This is a genomic window from Streptomyces sp. NPDC088910 (assembly GCF_044749865.1).
In the GTDB taxonomy this organism is placed as follows: Bacteria; Actinomycetota; Actinomycetes; order Streptomycetales; family Streptomycetaceae; genus Actinacidiphila.
In genome coordinates this window covers 183,436-200,651 of record NZ_JBIVIV010000016.1, presented here as the reverse complement: position 1 = coordinate 200,651, position 17,216 = coordinate 183,436, and the positions used below count along the sequence as shown (strand labels likewise).

16 protein-coding genes and 1 pseudogene are annotated in these 17,216 nt (G+C 72.6%); 7 read left to right on the top strand and 10 right to left on the bottom strand.

Going from position 1 to position 17,216, the window contains the following annotated elements; genetic code table 11:
- Nucleotides 1–129: 129 nt before the first annotated feature.
- The 4 genes and pseudogenes from ACIP4Z_RS31140 to ACIP4Z_RS31125 form a co-directional block, all read right to left on the bottom strand.
- Nucleotides 130–972: pseudogene (locus ACIP4Z_RS31140) on the bottom strand (ABC transporter permease); the annotation flags it as partial.
- A gap of 3 nt (nt 973–975) precedes the next feature.
- On the bottom strand, nt 976–1,950 hold the full coding sequence (locus tag ACIP4Z_RS31135; protein ID WP_355333214.1) for an ABC transporter permease: 975 nt from the start codon (nt 1,948–1,950) through the stop codon (nt 976–978).
- Between the two features lie 3 nt (nt 1,951–1,953).
- The gene (locus ACIP4Z_RS31130; RefSeq protein WP_391048373.1) at nt 1,954–2,589 is read right to left on the bottom strand and encodes a ThuA domain-containing protein; all 636 of its coding nucleotides are present in this window, start codon (nt 2,587–2,589) and stop codon (nt 1,954–1,956) included.
- 16 nt (nt 2,590–2,605) lie between these two features.
- Nucleotides 2,606–3,685, bottom strand: a complete 1,080-nt coding sequence (locus tag ACIP4Z_RS31125; RefSeq protein WP_401313641.1) for a Gfo/Idh/MocA family protein — start codon at nt 3,683–3,685, stop codon at nt 2,606–2,608.
- A 398-nt stretch (nt 3,686–4,083) separates the two neighbouring features.
- On the opposite strand from ACIP4Z_RS31125, the gene ACIP4Z_RS31120 reads away from it, so the two are divergent.
- Nucleotides 4,084–5,028: a zinc-binding dehydrogenase gene (locus tag ACIP4Z_RS31120; protein ID WP_401313640.1), complete on the top strand. Its 945-nt coding sequence runs from the start codon at nt 4,084–4,086 to the stop codon at nt 5,026–5,028.
- Nucleotides 5,029–5,123: 95 nt separating this feature from the next.
- On the opposite strand, the gene ACIP4Z_RS31115 is transcribed toward ACIP4Z_RS31120, so the two are convergent.
- On the bottom strand, nt 5,124–5,885 hold the full coding sequence (locus ACIP4Z_RS31115; RefSeq protein ID WP_355333224.1) for a GntR family transcriptional regulator: 762 nt from the start codon (nt 5,883–5,885) through the stop codon (nt 5,124–5,126).
- 187 nt (nt 5,886–6,072) lie between these two features.
- Here ACIP4Z_RS31115 and ACIP4Z_RS31110 point away from each other — a divergent pair, with 187 nt between their 5' ends.
- The 3 genes from ACIP4Z_RS31110 to ACIP4Z_RS31100 all read left to right on the top strand — a co-directional run bounded on the left by ACIP4Z_RS31110 (nt 6,073) and on the right by ACIP4Z_RS31100 (nt 9,785).
- Complete coding sequence (locus ACIP4Z_RS31110) at nt 6,073–6,753, top strand: PhzF family phenazine biosynthesis protein (protein ID WP_391048380.1); 681 nt, start codon at nt 6,073–6,075, stop codon at nt 6,751–6,753.
- A gap of 159 nt (nt 6,754–6,912) precedes the next feature.
- Entirely contained in the window at nt 6,913–7,890 is a 978-nt protein-coding gene (locus ACIP4Z_RS31105; protein ID WP_401313637.1) for a YhjD/YihY/BrkB family envelope integrity protein, read from the top strand.
- 68 nt (nt 7,891–7,958) lie between these two features.
- Nucleotides 7,959–9,785 carry a glycoside hydrolase family 15 protein gene (locus tag ACIP4Z_RS31100; RefSeq protein ID WP_401313635.1) on the top strand — a complete coding sequence of 609 codons (1,827 nt, stop codon included), beginning with the start codon at nt 7,959–7,961 and terminating at the stop codon, nt 9,783–9,785.
- Between the two features lie 19 nt (nt 9,786–9,804).
- Here ACIP4Z_RS31100 and ACIP4Z_RS31095 read toward each other — a convergent pair whose 3' ends face one another.
- Nucleotides 9,805–10,317 (bottom strand): hypothetical protein, encoded by a 513-nt coding sequence (locus ACIP4Z_RS31095; RefSeq protein WP_401313633.1) that lies wholly within the window; start codon nt 10,315–10,317, stop codon nt 9,805–9,807.
- Between the two features lie 177 nt (nt 10,318–10,494).
- On the opposite strand from ACIP4Z_RS31095, the gene ACIP4Z_RS31090 reads away from it, so the two are divergent.
- Both ACIP4Z_RS31090 and ACIP4Z_RS31085 read left to right on the top strand, forming a co-directional pair.
- The gene (locus ACIP4Z_RS31090) at nt 10,495–11,415 is read left to right on the top strand and encodes a carbohydrate kinase (RefSeq protein ID WP_401313631.1); all 921 of its coding nucleotides are present in this window, start codon (nt 10,495–10,497) and stop codon (nt 11,413–11,415) included.
- A gap of 165 nt (nt 11,416–11,580) precedes the next feature.
- Nucleotides 11,581–13,212 (top strand): hypothetical protein, encoded by a 1,632-nt coding sequence (locus ACIP4Z_RS31085; protein ID WP_401313629.1) that lies wholly within the window; start codon nt 11,581–11,583, stop codon nt 13,210–13,212.
- Here ACIP4Z_RS31085 and ACIP4Z_RS31080 read toward each other — a convergent pair.
- On the bottom strand, nt 13,207–13,836 hold the full coding sequence (locus ACIP4Z_RS31080) for an HAD family phosphatase (protein ID WP_355333240.1): 630 nt from the start codon (nt 13,834–13,836) through the stop codon (nt 13,207–13,209). The two genes, ACIP4Z_RS31085 and ACIP4Z_RS31080, sit on opposite strands and share 6 nt — an antisense overlap.
- Nucleotides 13,837–14,049: 213 nt before the next feature.
- Here ACIP4Z_RS31080 and ACIP4Z_RS31075 point away from each other — a divergent pair, with 213 nt between their 5' ends.
- Nucleotides 14,050–15,150 carry a LacI family DNA-binding transcriptional regulator gene (locus ACIP4Z_RS31075; RefSeq protein WP_401313627.1) on the top strand — a complete coding sequence of 367 codons (1,101 nt, stop codon included), beginning with the start codon at nt 14,050–14,052 and terminating at the stop codon, nt 15,148–15,150.
- Between the two features lie 46 nt (nt 15,151–15,196).
- Here ACIP4Z_RS31075 and ACIP4Z_RS31070 read toward each other — a convergent pair whose 3' ends face one another.
- From ACIP4Z_RS31070 to ACIP4Z_RS31060, 3 genes are all read right to left on the bottom strand, one after another.
- Nucleotides 15,197–15,601 carry a VOC family protein gene (locus ACIP4Z_RS31070; RefSeq protein ID WP_391048396.1) on the bottom strand — a complete coding sequence of 135 codons (405 nt, stop codon included), beginning with the start codon at nt 15,599–15,601 and terminating at the stop codon, nt 15,197–15,199.
- Nucleotides 15,602–15,712: 111 nt separating this feature from the next.
- Entirely contained in the window at nt 15,713–16,174 is a 462-nt protein-coding gene (locus ACIP4Z_RS31065) for an SRPBCC family protein (protein WP_401313625.1), read from the bottom strand.
- A gap of 25 nt (nt 16,175–16,199) precedes the next feature.
- The gene (locus ACIP4Z_RS31060) at nt 16,200–17,174 is read right to left on the bottom strand and encodes a phosphotransferase (protein ID WP_391048401.1); all 975 of its coding nucleotides are present in this window, start codon (nt 17,172–17,174) and stop codon (nt 16,200–16,202) included.
- Nucleotides 17,175–17,216 lie beyond the last annotated feature (42 nt).

Sequence of the window (17,216 nt, the reverse complement as noted above, 5' to 3'; positions counted from 1 at the left end):
GTTCTTGATCCGGCGGGCGCGTTTGGCGGCGACCTGGCCGCGCTGGGCCTTCTTGGTGCCGATCCCGGCCTGGCGCAGCCGGGGGTTGATGAACTCGTCGATGCCGAAGTTGACCAGCGACAGGGCGGTGCCGAGCAGGGCGATGGCCAGGCCGGCGGGGACGAACCACCACCAGGCGCCGGTCAGCAGCGCGCTGCCGGTCTGGGCCCAGTACAGGATCGTGCCCCACGACCACTGGGTGACGTCGGCGAGGCCGAGGAAGGCCAGGGTCGCCTGGGTGAGGATCGCGAAGTTGACGGTGCCGAGGAAGGACGCGGCGATCACCGCGAGCTGGTTCGGCAGGATGTCCTTGAGGATGATCCGCCAGGTCTTGTCGCCGGTGGCGCGGGCGGCCTCCACGAAGTCGCGTTTGCGCAGCGAGAGCGTCTGCGCCCGCAGCACCCGCGCTCCCCAGGCCCAGCCGGTGAGCGTGATGACCAGGATGATGCCGAGCGAGCCGCTGTGCGGCAGATACGCGGCCAGGATGATCGTCAGCGGCACGCTGGGCAGCACCAGGAACACGTTGGCCAGCAGCGACAGCACTTCGTCGCCGAGGCCGCCGACGTATCCGGCGGTGACGCCGACGATCACCGACAGGAAGGTGGCGAGGACCGCGGCGCCCAGGCCGACGAGCATCGAGGCGCGGGCGCCGTAGAGCATCTGCGACAGGACGTCCTGGCCGTTCTGGGTGGTGCCGAGCCAGTGCGCGGTGGACGGTCCCACGAGGGTGTCGTCGCTGACCGTCGAGGGGTCGTACGGCGAGATCCACGGCGCGACGACGGCCAGGACGACGAAGACCAGCACGACCGCGAGGCCGATGAGGGTCAGCGGTGAGCGCAGCAGGCGCGACCGGAGGCGGGCGGGTCCGCCGGCGGGCTCGGCGGCGGTGTCGGCGGTGTCCGCCTCGGCGAGGGCGGCGGCTTGCACGGCCATGGATCAGCTCTCCCTTGTCCTCGGGTCGAGGAACACGTACGCGATGTCGGCGATCAGGTTGGCGATCAGCACCAGCACGGTGATGAGCAGGAAGATCGCGGACATCAGCGGGTAGTCGGCCGCCTGTGCGGCCTTGAACAGCACCGACCCGATGCCGGGGTAGTTGAAGACGACCTCGGTGACGATGGAGCCGCCGATCACGAAGCCGAGCGACATGGCGAAGCCGGAGAAGGACGGCAGCATCGCGTTGCGGGCGGCGTAGGTGTACATCACCCGGCGCCTGGGGAGCCCCTTGGCCTCGGCGAGCCGTACGTAGTCCTCGCTGAGCGTGGTGACCATCATGTTGCGCATGCTGATCAGCCAGCCGCCCACGGAGGCGACGGTGATGGTGACGGCGGGCAGGACGGCGTAGTTGATCGCGCTGCCGATGAACCCGGCGTTCAGGCCGATGGTCTGGTCGAGCCCGTAACCGCCGGACAGCGGGAACCACTTGAGGGTGATCGCGAAGACGTACACGATCATGATCGCGAACCAGAAGTACGGGATCGACGACAGGAAGGTGGTGATCGGTATCAGCGAGTCGAGCCAGGTGCCGCGCTTCCAGCCGACGAGCATGCCGAGCGTGGTGCCGATGACGAAGCCGAGCACCGTGCAGATGGTGACCAGGATCAGCGTCCAGTACATGCTCTGCCCGAGCACGGTGCTCACCTGCGACGGGTAGTAGGCGTACGAGGTGCCGAAGTCGCCGGTGAAGATGCTGTGCCAGTAACTGACGTACTGCTCCCACAGGTTCTTGTCGGACTCGCCGAACAGCACCCGCAGGGCCTGGACCGCGGAGGGGCTGAGCTTCCCGTGGAACTGCTGGATCAGGTTGTCCGCGGGGTTTCCCGGCATGACGCGCGGGATGACGAAGTTGAGGCTGATGGCCGCCCACGCCGTGAGCAGGTAGAAACAGATCTTCCGGAAAAGGATGCGCATGGGTCAGTTCCCTCGGGCTTCGAGGCGGCACGCCCAGCGGGCCGCGCGCCGGACGAGAAGGCGCACGGCGGGTTCTCCCCAGCTCCGCATGTCGTGGCCCAACTGGAGGTAGCAGACACGTCCGTCCCCGAATTCGCGGACGTGCAGCAGGGGTTCGGTGCCGCCGGGGGTCGTACGGCGGGCGAGGGTGAGCACGCCGGGCGCGGTTTCGACGTGGTAGTGCTCGTGCGTCAGCTCGAACGGCGGTATTCCGGCGGTCACTTCGTGTGCGCCGTCGAGGGTGACGGTGAACCGGCTCTCGTGGGGCGGTGGCCCGTGCGAGACGTACCGGCTGCCGACCAGGTCGAACAGGTCCGCGTCCACGGTGGTGGAGTGCAGGGCGATCAGTCCGGCGCCGCCGCGTACCGCGCGGGCCAGGCTCGCGCGCTGTGCGTCGGTGAAGCGGCCCAAGGCCGTGTAGAGCACGATGAGTTCGGCGTCGACCGGGCCGTCGAAGCGGCCGGTGCCGACGGCGGTACGGGTGACGAATCCCTCGTCGGTCAGCAGGGTCCGCACTTCGCGGGCGGCGGTGAAGAGGTCTTCGTGGACGTCGTCGCCGCTGAAGACGGCGAGGGCGGTGGGGCTGGCGGTTCTCGGCATCGTCGGGCCGCTCGTTTCAGTAGGTGGAGCGCAGTTCGCCGGTAGGGCTCCAGTAGCCCTGCGCACGCCCGCTGAGCAGGGCGTTGTCCATGCGGTCGAGCGGCAGCGGCACGCGCCGCCGGGACCGGCTGCTCTCGTAGGTCGCGAAGACCAGTTCGGCGCCGCGCAGGCCGTGCTCGGCGTCGAGGGCGGGCTTGCCGCCGGTGCGCAGGCTGTCGACCGCGTCCCGCACCGCCTCGGCCGTGGCGGCCACGATCGCCGGGTCGACGCCGCGGTCCCAGGTGCGGGGGTCGGTGTCGAAGGGTGAGTCGTGGACCAGGTCGTCCTTGCCGAAGCGCTGGATCAGGCAGCGCGCGCCGCGGATGTCGGCGCGCCCGCGGGTGCCCTGGATGATCAGCCCCAGGTTGTTCTGGAGGTTGAGGACCGGGGTGTGCGGTTCGCGTCCGGTGGAGACCACCGCGCGGACGCCGTCGGCCCAGCCGATCTGGGTGACCGACGCGGTCTCGACGAAGGCGCCGTACACATAGCGGTCGAGCGTCACGTCGAGTTGGCCGAAGACCCAATCCGGTGCGGTGTCGCCGCGGTGGAAGAGGATCAGGTCGAGGATGTGGGTGCCCCAGTCGAACAGGTTCGGGCAGTACCCCTCGATGGTCACGACCTCGCCGATCTCGCCCCCGGCGACGGCTTCGCGGGCGAAGCGCTGCACGGCCTCGAAGCGGCGCTGGAGGTTGTAGGTCAGTTGCGTGCCGGCGTCGGCCGCGACCCGCGTCATCTCCAGGGCCTCGCCGTACGACAGCGCGACCGGCTTCTCGCAGTGCACCGCGCGGACCCCGGCCGCCGCCGCGGCCCGGACGATCTCCGGGTGCAGGGCGGGCGGTGTGCAGACGCTGACGACGTCGGGCCGTTCCAGGACGAGCAGTTCACGGTAGTCGCGGTACGTCCGCGGTACGCCCAGCTCCCCCGCCAGGTCCTCCGCGGTCCGCTCGTCGACGTCGGCGAGGGCGACGAGCTCGACGCCCGGCACCGCCCTCAGGCCGAGGCCGTGCACCCGGCCCTGCGAACCCGCGCCGATGACTGCCGCGGTGACGGATGCCATCCGCTCTCCTCCCCTGAGTCCCGCCTGAAGTGAGTCCCGCCAGGACCGCTTCCGGGGCTGTCGAGGGCCCGGACAGCGGTCGTTGGGTATGTGCCAAAGCCATACCACTTGCCGCCATCGTAATACGAAAGCCGGTCCTGTCTAGAGGGTGAAGCAGACCAGAATGCCGGGGAAACCGGGCGCACTTCGCACTTTTCAGCCACAGACAGGCACAATTCGGCCGTCATCCCGCCCGGATTCCTACGACACCACTACTGACCACATAGGACCACTTCGCTACGCTGGTCCCCGGTCGTCACCGACCCCGTCACCCCGCTCGGCCCGCCATCCCCGCCCAGCCGTCACACCACCAGCCGTCACATCACCAGCCGTCACACCACTCAGGCCAGGAGATCCGTATGAAGATCAGTCAGCTCGTCGGCCCGCGCACCTCGGAGGTCGTCGCGGCCGACGACCCGGTCCCCGGCGCCGGCCAGGTGCTGGTCGAGGTGCTGGCCAGCGGGGTCTGCACCTCCGACATCGGGCCGTGGCTCTCGCACGACCCGGCCGCGCCGCCGGTCAGGCTGGGCCACGAGATCGTGGGGCGGGTGGTCGGCACCGGCCGGGACGCGGGCCGCTGGGCGCCGGGCGACCTGGTGACCGGGCTCGGCGGCGAGGGATTCGCGACGCTCGCCGTCATGGACGCGCACGCCGTCCTGCCGGTACCGGCCGGGATCGAACCCGCGCACGCGATCGGCGAACCGGTCGCCGACCTGGAGGAGGCGCTGGCCCGTACGGGCGTACGCGCGGGCGACCGGGTCGCCGTCGTCGGCCTCGGCTTCATGGGCCTCGGCCTGGTCCAGCTCGCCAAGCGGCACGCGCCGGGGCTGCTGGTGGGCGTCGACCCCGACCCGGCCCGCCGCGAGCGCGCCCTGCGGCTCGGCGCCGACCTCGTCTTCGCCCCCGACGACCTCCCGGAGGAGTACCGGAAGGACACCGGACGGGCCACCGACGCGCGGCTCGCCGTGGTCCTGGAGGCGACCGGCACGACGAGCGGGCTCGGCACGGCCGGCAGCCTGGTACGGCCCTTCGGCACCCTGTGCGTCGTCGGCTACCACCACACCGGCGACGCGATGATGGACATGGACCTCTGGTACAAGGCCGTCACCGTCGTCAACGGCTTCTGCCCGGACCGCACCCGGCTGATGGGCGCCATGCGCGACGCGCTCGCGCTGATCGGCGAACGCCGCTTCAGCTACGCGCCGTTGATCACCCACCGCTTCGGCCTCGAAGGCGTGGACGACGCCTTCCGCGCCATGACGGCGGCCGGTCCCGACTTCGTCAAGGGAGTGCTGGTGCTCTGACCACGCGCACGGCTGAGGTCGGCACACCGGTCCGGCCTCAGCCCGCGGCTCAGCCGTACGAGCGCCCGCGGCTCAGCCGTACGGCCGCCCGCGGCTCAGCCGTGCGAGCGCGCGAAGGACGTACGCAGCCGGTACCGGTCGCCCGCGTACTGGATCGTGGACTCGAACAGCGGCTCCTCGTCGGAGCCGACCGCGATCTGGTGCATGACCAGAAGCGGATCGCCCGAGGCCATGTCGAGCTGTCCCGCGGCGCGGTCGTCGGCCTTGGTCGCCTCGATCGTGCTGTCCGCGCGGACCGGCTCGACCCCGGCGGCGGAAAGCGTCGCGTACAGCGAGCGGTCCGCGAAATCGACGTCCTCGATGCCGGGCACCAGAGCGAGCGGAATTCGCGTCAGGTCCAGCGCTATCGGAACACCGTCGAGCAGCCGTACCCGCTCCAGCCGGAACAGCGGAGTGCCGGGCGCGATACCGAGCCGCTCCGCCTCGTCGATGCTGGCCGGGCTCGCCTGTGCCATTAATACCTTGGAGTGCGGCTTCAACCCCATTCGTGCCGCGGTCTCGCTGAAGGATTCCAGGCTGTTCGGCCATTCCTTCTTCGGCGCCGACTGCGTCACGTACCAGCCACGGCCGTGGGACGCGCTGAGCACGCCCTCCTCCACCAGGTGACCCAGGGCTTTCCTCAGTGTGACCCGGCTGATGCCCAGTTGACGGCAGAGCTCCCGCTCGGGCGCCAGCCGCATTCCCGGCCTCAGCTCGCCCCGGTCGATTTCGCTGCGGATCAAATTCACCGCCTGGATCCACAGGGGTTCTGGATAGCCCGGCAGGATAACGCCCGCGACCTCGCGAGAGTCGTTCATACGTGAGGCCCCCATAATGACGCGCTCGCGGCCTCCGGCCGCCGACGCCGTAACTGATGAACAGCGACGCTCAGGATAGCTTTCCGCCAGGTGGTCTGACCAGTTCCACGGGTCCCGGCGGCGGGACGGCCGGAACCGGCCGGTGCGAGCGGGTCCGCTCCCGCGCCCCGAATGCTTGAATGCCGGAGTGAATACGACATCGGGCGGCATCGATGTGCTGCGGGTCTTCTGCGGCCCCGACCGGCGGTACGGCAACCCGCTCGGCGTGGTCCGCGACGGCTCGCGCTACCCGGACCGCGCGGCACGGCAGGCCCTGGCCGGTGAACTCGGCTTCAGCGAAACGGTGTTCGTGGACGATCCGGAGCGCGGCGCGGTCGACATCTACACGCCGGGGCTGCGACTGCCCTTCGCCGGGCACCCGTTGGTCGGGGTCGCCTGGCTGCTCGACGTGGAGGTGCTCGAACCCGAGGTCGGGGAGGTCTTCACGCGCGACGACGGGGAGTTCACCTGGATCACCGTCCGCGCGGAGTGGGCGCCGCCGCGCACCCTGCGCGAGTACGCGCTGCCCGCCGAGGTCGACGCGCTGGACGTGCCGGAGCCGGGCGAGTGGGTGTACGCCTGGGCGTGGCAGGACGAGGCCGCCGGCCGGATCAGGGCGCGCGCCTTCCCCGGCCGCGGCGACGGCATCGACGAGGACGAGGCGACGGGCGCCGCCGCGCTGCTGCTCACCCGGCAGCTCGGCCGCGCGCTGCACATCACGCAGGGCCGGGGCTCGCAGATCCTCACCGCGCCCGGCCCTGACGGCACCGTCGAGATCGGCGGCCGGGTGTGTCTGGAGGCCGTCCTTCCCGCGCCGCGGGCCCGCTGAGCCCGGCGCGGAGGCCGTCCGTCGGCGTCACAAGTCGCGCGTTCCCCGTACACCGCCTTGACTGGTGGCGTTCGTGGCGTTCGTCGCCGCCGTGTTCGCGGTGCTCGCCATGTCCGCCCGTCACAACCGTGTCCGCCGTGTCCGCCGTGGAGGTCGCGTATGGCCGCCGCACCCTCCGGGCCCCCGGGCCGTGAGAAGGGCCGGGCCGACCGCGAGAAGGGCCTGGTCGGCCGTACGGTCGCGTGGGCGGCCGGGCGCGCGGCGCGGTGGAAGGCGCGCGGGCTGCGGCTGCGCCACGCGGCGGAACGCCGCTTCCCCGTCATCACCGAGCTGACCGCCCGCCTGCTGTCGGTGAATCTGCTGGACGCGGGCACCCGGCTGGCCGCCCAGCTCTTCCTGACCGCCGTCCCGCTGCTGTTCGTGGTCGCGGCCTTCGCGCCGAAGACCGTACGCGACCAGCTCGTGAGCACCGCGCGCAACGTCTTCGGCCTCACCGGGGCGTCGGACGAGCAGCTCAGGCAGGTCTACAGCGCGAACGGCGGGGATCTGCGGCAGACCATCGGGGTGATCGGCGTCCTGATGGCGCTGCTGTCCGCCACCGCGTGCAGCCGGGCGATGGCGCGGGTGTGCGAGCGGGCGTGGGGGCTGCCGCGCGCCTCGGTGCGGGTCGCGGTGTGGCGCTGGGTGGTGTGGATCGCCGCGTGGATGGTGGCGCTGGTGCTCCAGGGGCCGCTGCGCGACGGCTTCGGCGTCGGGCTGTGGCTCGGCCTGCCGCTGACCTTCCTCGCGGACGTCCTGGTGTGGTGGTGGACCCAGCGGCTGCTGCTGAGCAAGCGCGTCGCGTGGCTGCCGCTGCTGCCCGGCGCGATCCTCACCGCGCTGGCGATGACGGCCCTGTCGGTGACCGCCCGCCTCTACATGCCGACCGCCCTCAACCGCAGCCTGGCCAATTACGGCTCCCTGGGGTCGGTCTTCACGATGCTGTCCTGGCTGATCGCGATCTGCGCGGTGCTGACCTTCACCATCACCGCGGGCGCCGTGCTGGCCTCCGAGCCGCCGCTGGCCTCCCTCCTCGGACCCGCCGGCGGCACGGACCCGCGATCGCGCCGGAATGCCGGTGCCGACCGCGTCATCTAGCGTGGTCAGGGCGGGGGGACGCCTCGCGGCGGGCGCACCGCGGCGGGGGAACGGCGAAAGGTGCCCTCATGCGTCGCTACCCGCCGATCGCGGACCACGGCCTCATCGGAGACCTCCAGACCAGCGCGCTGGTGTCGTCGCGGGGCGTCGTCGACTGGTTCTGCGCGCCGCGCTTCGACTCGCCGAGCGTCTTCGCCTCGCTCCTCGACCACGACCGCGGCGGCTACTTCTCGATCGCGGCCGCGAGCCCTGAGGCGAGGGTCAGGCAGCTCTATCTGCCGGACACCGCGGTGCTCGTCACCCGCTTCATGACCCCCGACGGCGTCGGCGAGGTCATCGACTTCATGCCGGTGGACCGGCCGGAGACCGCCACCGACCGGCACCGGCTGCTGCGCGTGATGCGGGTGGTGCGCGGCACGGTCCGCTTCGCCCTGGAGTGCAGGCCGCGCTTCGACTACGGCCGCTGCGACCACCGGCTGCACGTGAGCGACGACGGCACGGCCAGATTCGGCGCGTCGGGGGCGTGGGCGTACCTCCAGCCGGTCGGCCCGCTGGACCTCGAACGCGACGAGGAGGACGTACGCGCCGCGGTCACGCTGAAGCAGGGCGAGATGGCCGCCGCGGTGCTGACGGTGTGCGCGGCGCACGGCGAGCCGCCCGAGCCGGTGACGGTGGACGGCCTGCGGGCGGAATTCGACGGGGTGCGGGAGTTCTGGCACGGCTGGATCCGGCAGTGCCGCTACCGGGGCCGCTGGCAGCAGGCGGTGAACCGCTCGGCGATCACCTTGAAGCTGCTCACGTACGCGCCGACCGGCGCTCCGGTCGCCGCCGCCACGATGGGCCTGCCGGAGCAGGTCGGCGGCGAGCGCAACTGGGACTACCGCTATACGTGGGTCAGGGACGCGTCGCTGTCGGTGAACGCGCTGGTCGACCTCGGTTTCACCGCGGAGGCGGACGCCTTCCGCCGCTGGCTCGGCGGGCGGCTGCGCGCGGGCGGCACGGTCACCGGCGAACCGTTGCAGATCATGTACCGGGTGGACGGCGACCCGCACCTGGCCGAGGAGACGCTGGACCACTTCGAGGGCTACCGCGGCTCCGCGCCCGTCCGGCTCGGCAACGGGGCCGCCGACCAGCTCCAGCTCGACATCTACGGCGAGGCCGTGCACGCCCTGTCCCGGTCGCAGGACATCGCCCAGCTCGCCGGGTGGGAGGGCTGGCGGGCCTTCTCCGGGCTGCTGGACTGGCTGGCCGCGCACTGGGACCGCGCGGACGAGGGCATCTGGGAGACCCGCGGCGGGCGGCAGGACTTCACGTACAGCCGTCTGATGTGCTGGTCGGCCTTCGACCGCGGCATCCGGCTGGCCGCGGAACTCGCCAGGCCCGCCGATCTGGAGACCTGGACGACGGCGCGCGACACGATCATGGAACAGGTCATGGAGCGCGGCTGGAGCGAGAAGCGGCACGCCTTCGTGCAGCACTACGGCAGCGAGGTGCTGGACGCGTCGCTGCTGCTGATGCCGGAGGTCGGCTTCGTCGCGCCGAAGGAGCCGCGCTGGCTGTCGACGCTGGACGCGATGGACGAGGAGCTGGTCTCCGACAGCCTCGTCTACCGCTACGACCCGGGCGCGTCCCCCGACGGGCTGCGCGGCGGCGAGGGCACCTTCTCGCTGTGCAGCTTCCTGTACGTCGGCGCGCTCGCCCGCGCCGGGCGCCTGGGCCCGGCCCGTTATGCCTTCGACAAGATGCTCACCTACGCCAACCACGTCGGCCTGTTCGCCGAGGAGATCGGGCCGACGGGTGAGCAACTGGGCAACTTCCCGCAGGCGTTCACGCATCTGTCGCTGATCACGGCGGCGACGGCGCTGGACGAGGAGCTGGACAGGTCCGAGTCCTGACCGCCGGGCCCTGCCGCCGTCAGGGCGTCGTCGGGCCGCCGCCGTGGACGGTGGTGCTCCTGATGTCGCGGCCCTGGATGACCGGGGCGTGGAACACCCCGTCGTTGACGGTGTTGTTGACGACGCTGACCGAGCCACGGCCGGGCGCCGGGGCCAACTCCTCCAGCAGCAGCCGCAGTTCGGCGGCGGCGGCCGGGTCGTCCCGCAGGACGCGGCGCAGCCGGGTGCGCCAGCCCGCCTCGATGTCGGCGGCGGCGTCCGCGTCCCCCGAGTCCCTGGCGGCCGTCAACTCGGCTCGGGAGAGCTGGAGTTCGTCGAGAGCGGCGGTCTCGTCCCCGGCGCGTACGGCGGCCCCGGTCGTACCGTCGTCGGCTGCCGTACCGTCCTCGGCCGCCGCCCCGGCGCTGCCGCCGCTGCCGCGTGCGAGGAACCGCGCCAGCCGGTCCCGTACCTGTGTCCAGGCGTCGGACGCCATCAGTGTGACCACCTGCGTCGCGCCCGACGCGGCCAGTGCCGCCAACTCCGCGTCCACGGAGCCCCCCTTCGTCCGCCGCCCCGCTCATCCGCGGGGCCGCCGCCACCAGCGTAGGGCGGGCGGGCCCGCCGCGGCAGACGGTCTCCGGCCGCGTACCGGCAGGGGACCGCCCGCGTGATCGCGTACGGGGACGGGGGTCGCCGGGCGGGACCGCGATACGGCAGCATGTGGCCCATGAGCGACTTCCTGGTGATCGGTGAGTGCGTAGCGGACATCGTCCGGACCCCCGGACAGCCCGATGTGCCGCATCCCGGCGGCAGTCCGGCCAACGTGGCGTACGGGCTGGCCCGCCTCGGCCACGCCACCGCGCTCCTCACGCAGCTCGGCGACGACCCCTCGGGCAAGCTCATCACCGACCACCTGCGGTCGGCGGGCGTACACCTGCTCGCGGACGGCCGGCACGACGTCCGCACGCCGACGGCGGTGGTCACGCTCGACGAACAGGGCGCGGCGCGCTACGACTTCGACATCGCGTGGACGCTCGGGCCCGTCGAGCCGCCCGCCGCGATCCGGCACGTCCACATCGGGTCGATCGCCGCCGTGGCGGAGCCGGGCGCGGCCACCACCGTGGACCTCGCCGCGCGGCTGCGCGCGGACGCCACCGTCAGCTACGACCCCAACATCCGGCCGGAGTTGATGGGCACGCACGAGCAGGGTGTCGCCGGAGTCGAGCGGTGCGTGGCGCTGAGCGACCTCGTCAAGGCGAGCGACGAGGATCTGGAGTGGCTGTATCCGGGCGAGCCGGTCGCGGCGGTCGCCGCGCGCTGGCTGGCGGCCGGGCCCGCCGTCGTCTTCGTGACCATGGGCGGGGAGGGCGCCGCCGCCTTCACCCGTGACATCGAGGTGACGGGCGCGCCGGTGCGGACCGAGGTCGCCGACACCGTGGGCGCGGGCGACTCCTTCATGTCCGCGACGCTGGACGCCCTCACCGGCCTCGGCCTCACCGGCGCCGCCGCCCGGCCCGCGCTCGGCGCCCTGGACAAGGCGACCCTCGCCCATGTGCTGCGCCACGCGGGCACCGCCGCCGCGCTCACCGTCTCGCGGCCCGGCGCCAACCCGCCCACGACAAGGGAGTTGCGGGCGGCGCTCGCGTAGGCCACCGGGGCAGCGGAGGTGTGACGCCCAGCGGCCGTGGACCCGATTCGCCCTGGATCGGGCAGCCCGTACGGCCCGGCCGGACGGCGTGCCCCCTATCACCGTGACACCGCGCTCTTCTAGCCTCCCCTTGAAGATCGATCAGCCCACCGAGGGGGGACTTGCGTGGACGCGTCCGCGTACCGCATGGTCGTGTGGACCGAGCAGGACTACGTCACGGCCGCCGCGACGGCCGACCGGCTGGTCGCGGAGTGGCTCACCGACGCCAAGGGTTATCCGGTCACGGCGCTGCACGACGGCCGCAACGAGATAGCCGAGCACGTGACGCTCGACCGCGACACCGATTCGGGGCAGCAGGGCGCGCACAGCCGCTGGCGGTTGCGGGAGAGCCCGCCGACATTGCGGGCGACCTGGCAGTCCACGCTCATCGTCCGTACCGACATGGCCGATCCGGGCCGCACCTGGGTGCAGCTCGATGTCGAACACCGGCCGGACTCGGCGGAGATACCGCAGATCCGCGCGTCCAAGCCGCGGCTGGCCGACGCGATACTCGACGCCCTGGACACGCACAGCGGCATCGCCGAGATCCGCGCCCGCGCCAGCTTCATCTACGCCGGTGACGTGAAGGAGGTGGTCGAGGAGCTGACCGACCGGGAGCGGCGGCTGCCCATCGTCGTGGCGAGCGTGCCGTACGGGACCGACGCCGACGAGTGGCTGGAGAAGGTCGTGGACCGCGCCTTCACCCAACTCGTGGGCCGCGCGGTGCTGTACGTGCTGACCCGCGAGGCGCAGGCCGCGTTCAACAAGGCGCTCGAACACCATCCGGTCTTCGGCGGCGGCATCCGCACGTACATGCCGCGCGTCGACCCCGCGTGGGCCGCCGACGGGCAGCGGCACCCGGTGATGTCCCGCGCCACGGTCGAGGCCGATCCGGTACGGGCCGCCACCGTGCTGACCGCGCTGCCGCGCAACCAGGCGGCCCGCATGCCGCTCCCCCAGCCGCTGGCCCGCCTGCACGCCCAGCGCCCGCGGCCCAGGTCCACCGAGCACGGCGACGAGATAGCGCGCCTGCGCGCCGACCACGAGAGCCTGATCGCCCTTCTCGACGAGGCGGCGGAGGCCGAGGCCGCCCGTTACAAGCAGGTCCGCGAGCTCCAGCACGACCTCGCCGACGCCAACTGGCTCGCCGAGGAGTTCTACGCCGAGCGCCGCGCCGCCCAACAGCAGGTCCGCGCGCTCCAGTTACGTCTCCAGCAAGTCGGCGCCTACGAGGCCGCCTTCGCCCCCGTCGAGGTGGACGAGAGCGAGGCGCTGCCCGGCAGCTTCACCGAACTCCACGCCCGGCTCCACCAGTTCCCCACCCTGCTCTTCACCGGGGACCCCAAGGTGATGACCGGTCTCGACGACCGTTCCAAGCCCAACTGGGTCAACGTCTGCTGGGAAGCGCTCCAGGCTCTCGAGGACTTCGCCGCCGCCTCCGTGGCCGGCCGCGCCCGCGGCGACTTCCGCTCCTGGTGCCAGGATCTCCCCTCCGGCTGCCACCCCTTCCCCGCGGGCAAGGTCCTGATGAAGGAGTCCGACACCGTCTGGCGCAATCTCTCCTGGCGCAAGGAGCGCACCCTCCCCGTGCCCCGCGCCGTCGATCCCTCCGGCGCGGTCTACATGGAGGCCCATCTGCGGATCGGTGGCGGCAGCACCATCTCCCCGCGGCTGCACTTCTTCGACGACACCGCCAACACCGGTCTGCTCTACATCGGCCACATCGGACCGCACCTCACCAACACCCGCACCTCATAGCGCCGGCAGGTGGGCTTCGACGCGGGCGACGGCCTGCGGGGTGCCGGTGAAGAGGTGGGCGCGCATGCCCGCGGTCTCGGCGGCGGCGATGTTGGGGGCGTGGTCGTCGATGAACAGGCAGTCCGACGGGCGGACTTCGAGGCGTTCGCAGGTGAGCGCGAAGGCTCGGGGGTCGGGCTTGGAGACGCCGATCTCGTGGGAGTAGACGATCTCGTCGACCAGTGAGTCGAAGCGGTAGCGGGCGGTCTCCCGCTCGCGGGCGCCGACGAAGCTGTTGCTGAGGATGCCGAGGCGGCAGCGGGAGCGCAGGCCGCGGACGTAGTCGATGAGTTCCGTGTTGGGGGCGCCGAGGTATTCGGCCCAGAGGTCGGACATGAAGGACTCGACCTGGCGGGCGTCGAGGCCGAAACGGGCGCCGACCTGGGCGCGTACCTCGGGCTCGGTGATCGCGCCGACCGCGCCGGCCTCCCAGACGTCGTCGAGACGGCGGTCCACGGTGCCCGGCGGGAGGCCGAGGCGCTCGTCCCACCGCTCGATCCAGCCCGTCGGCGGTGTGATCTCCAGGACTCCGCCGATGTCGAGGATGACGCAGCGCTCTGTCGTGGAAGGTCCTGTCGTCTTCATGGAAGGTCCTCTCGTCCGGTTCCGCGGCGTGCGGTACGCCCTGCCCTCACGGTGGGCCCTCACCTTCGGTGAGGGTCAAGGCGGTGACGGGACCCGCGGACCGCCGCCGGGTCCGGGGACCGCGACCGCGGTGATTCGCGATAGCTTTCGCAAAAGGCGGACCGGCACGGCGGTAATACGGCCGCCGGGGGCGCGAGCGCGGGAGAGCAGAGGATGGCGGCGGCGGAACCGGGGCACGAAGCCGACGGCGACACAGGCGGCGGCACAGACGCGGGCGCGGGGAGCGGCGCGGGCGGCGGAGGCACGACGACGCTCGCCGAGATCGCGCGGCAGGCGGGGGTGTCGGTCTCCACGGTCTCCAAGGTGCTGCACGACCGCTCGGACGTGGCGTCCAGGACCCGCGCCAAGGTCCAGCGGCTGCTGGAGCAGCACGGGTATCTCGCGCGGCACCGCCCCGCGGCGACGGCGCTGGCGGCGGGCGGCCTGATCGACTTCGTGATCAACGAACTGGCCAGCCCGTGGGCGGGCGAGCTGATCCGGGGCGCGGAGGAGGCGCTGCACGCCGAGGGGCTGGGCATGGTGGTGTCGGCGACGCACGGCCGCAGCCGGCTCACCCGGCAGTGGCTGGACTCGCTCGCCACCCGCCGCACGCGCGGCGCGATCCTGGTGCTGCCGGAGCTGACGCCCGCCCAGCACGAGGAGTTGCGCAGGCTCGGCCTGCCCTTCGCGCTGATCGCCCCGGCCGACGAGCCCGCGCCCGGAGTGCCGTGGGTGAGCGCCACGAACTGGCCGGGCGGGCTGGCCGCGACCCGCCATCTCATCGGGCTCGGCCACCGCAGGATCGCCGTCATCAGCGGGCCGCCGGAGCGGCTGGCCTCACGCGCCCGCGTGGACGGCTACCGCTCGGCGCTCGACGAGGCCGGGCTGCCCTTCGACCCGGCGCTCGTCCGCTACGGCGACTTCACCCACGAGCCCGCGCACCGGCACGCCCTGGACCTGCTGGGGCTGCCCGACCCGCCGACCGCGGTCTTCGCGGGCAACGACCAGCAGGCGCTGAGCACCTACCGCGCCGCCGCCGCGCTCGGGCTGCGCGTCCCGGCCGACCTGAGCGTCGTCGGCTTCGACGACCTGCCCTTCGCCGACTGGGTCACCCCGCGGCTGACCACCGTACGCACCCCGCTCGCCGACATGGCCGCGCTTGCCGCCCGGATGGTGCTCCAGCTCCTCGGCGGGGAGCAGCCCGCGTCGACCAGGGTGGAGGTCGCGGGCGAGCTGGTCGTCCGCGAGAGCAGCGGGCCGCCGCCCGTCCGGTGACCAGGCCGCTGGACCAGGGGCGGGTCAGCCCTGGATCAGGGGCGGGTCAGCCCTGGGCGAGGGCCGGGTCCAGCCAGAACAGCTCCCAGTGGTGGCCGTCCAGGTCGAAGAAGCTCCGGGTGTACATCGGGCTCTCGTGCTCGGTGCGCTTGGCCGCCGTGCCGCCCCCGGCCACGGCTGCCTCCGCGATCCGGTCGACCTGCTCCTTGCTGTCCAGGCCCAGCGCCACGATGGCCTCGGTGGTGGTCGCGGTGTCCGCGATCTCCTTCTCGGTGAAGGTCCGGAAGAAGGGCTCGACCAGCAGCATCGCGTAGATGTCGTCGCTGATCACCATGCAGGTCGCGTTGTCGTCGGTGAACTGCGGGTTGAAGGTGAACCCGGCGGCGGTGAAGAAGGCCACGGAGCGGTCGAGGTCCTTCACGGGGAGGTTGACGAAGATCTTCGTGGACATGGGTGCCTGCCTTACGTTCCGCTGGTCGGTGTCACGGGAAGGTCGTGCGCTTCACCGGGGTAGACCGGTGCGCGGCGCGGAACTCATCGGTACCCGCAGGCCGTCTTCGCCTCACTCCCCGCGCAGCAGCGTGTCCACGGCCCGGCCGAAGACGAGCCGTCCGGTACGCCCCGTGACCGCGTCGAACGCTCCCGGCAGCCGCCACACCCGCAGCTCCTCGCGCCAGCGCACCCACGAGCCGGTATCCGCGCCCGCACCTGTACCGGTGTCGTCCGGCCGTACGTCGATCTCCGCCCAGCCGGTGACGATCCGGCCGGTCTTCTCCAGGCGGCAGAATCCGGGGCCGCCGTCGACCGGCGGCTCCCAGCGCACGATCCGCATCGGGTCGTCGAACCCGGCACCGCCGAGCCCGGTCCGCGCCACGAAGGCCGTGCCGACCCCGTCGGGCGGCGGCGTCAGCACGCTGATCCGGGTCAACGGCACGGTGGCGGTGTGCCGTTCCCAGTCGGTCAGCCGCCGCCACGCCTCGGCGACGGGCAGCGGGGTGCGGCGCTCGACCACGAAAGGGGACATAAGGCCAGGGTAGGGCGCGCCGCCGTCAGGACCAGCCGGTACGGGTCCGCAGCCAGTCGAGCGCGACGACGCCCTGGGCGTGCTGGAAGGGGCGCAGTGTCGGCAGGCCGGGCGGCGCGGGCCGCCGCGCGTGGCCGAGCAGGAAGCCGGCGAAGGCGGCCAGCACCGCCGTGACGCCGTCCGGGTCGGCGCCCGCGGCCACCGGGTGCCGGTCGAAGATCTCGGCGGGGGGCGGTCCGCCCTGCATCCCCACGCTGGGCAGCATCAGCAGCAGGTCGAACCAGGGCGCCGCCAGGCAGGCCCACGGCCAGTCCACGACCATGACGCGGCCGTCCGCGGTGAGCAGCAGATTGTCGGCCCGCAGGTCCGCGTGGGCCAGGGTCTTTCCGGCCGCCGCCCGCGCCCATCCGGCCTCCAACGCGGCCAGTTCCGCCAGATGGCGTACGGCCCAGGGGTCGAGGCCCGTCAGGTCGTCGGTGCCCGCCGCGTGCTCGGCGGCCAGGGCGCGCCAGCCGTGGAAGTTTTCCGCGTTCGCCTCCGCCACGGGCGGGACCTCCACCGGGGACGGTGTGAGCAGCGTCGCGAGGTCGCCGACCGCGGTCAGGACGCGCTCCAACTCGGCCGCGTCCCACGGCTGTGCGGGCGTGCGGCCCTCGATGTCCTCGAAGAGCAGGACCACCCAGTCGTCCCGCTCGAAGGAGGCCAGCAGGCGCGGGGCCGGGACTTCACGGGGAAGCGCCGCGGCCACCGCGGCCTCCGCCCGGTGGATGCCCGGGCTCTCCGGATTCGCCGCCGAGGTCACGGCCTTGACGAACGCCCTCGTCCCGTCCGTCAGCCGCAGGCGGGCCGCCACGCCCGGCGAGAAGCCGCCGGCCTGCGTCTCCGCCGCCGCGACGCGTGCCCCCAGGCGCGCCTCGGCCTCTCCCCGCACCCCCGCGGGCACGTCCCCCCACTCGGCTCGCACACCCTGTGCCCCCACGGCCCCGCTGTCGGTCGTCATCGCCCCATCCTCCCGACCCCCCGGGGCCCGGGGCCACCGCGT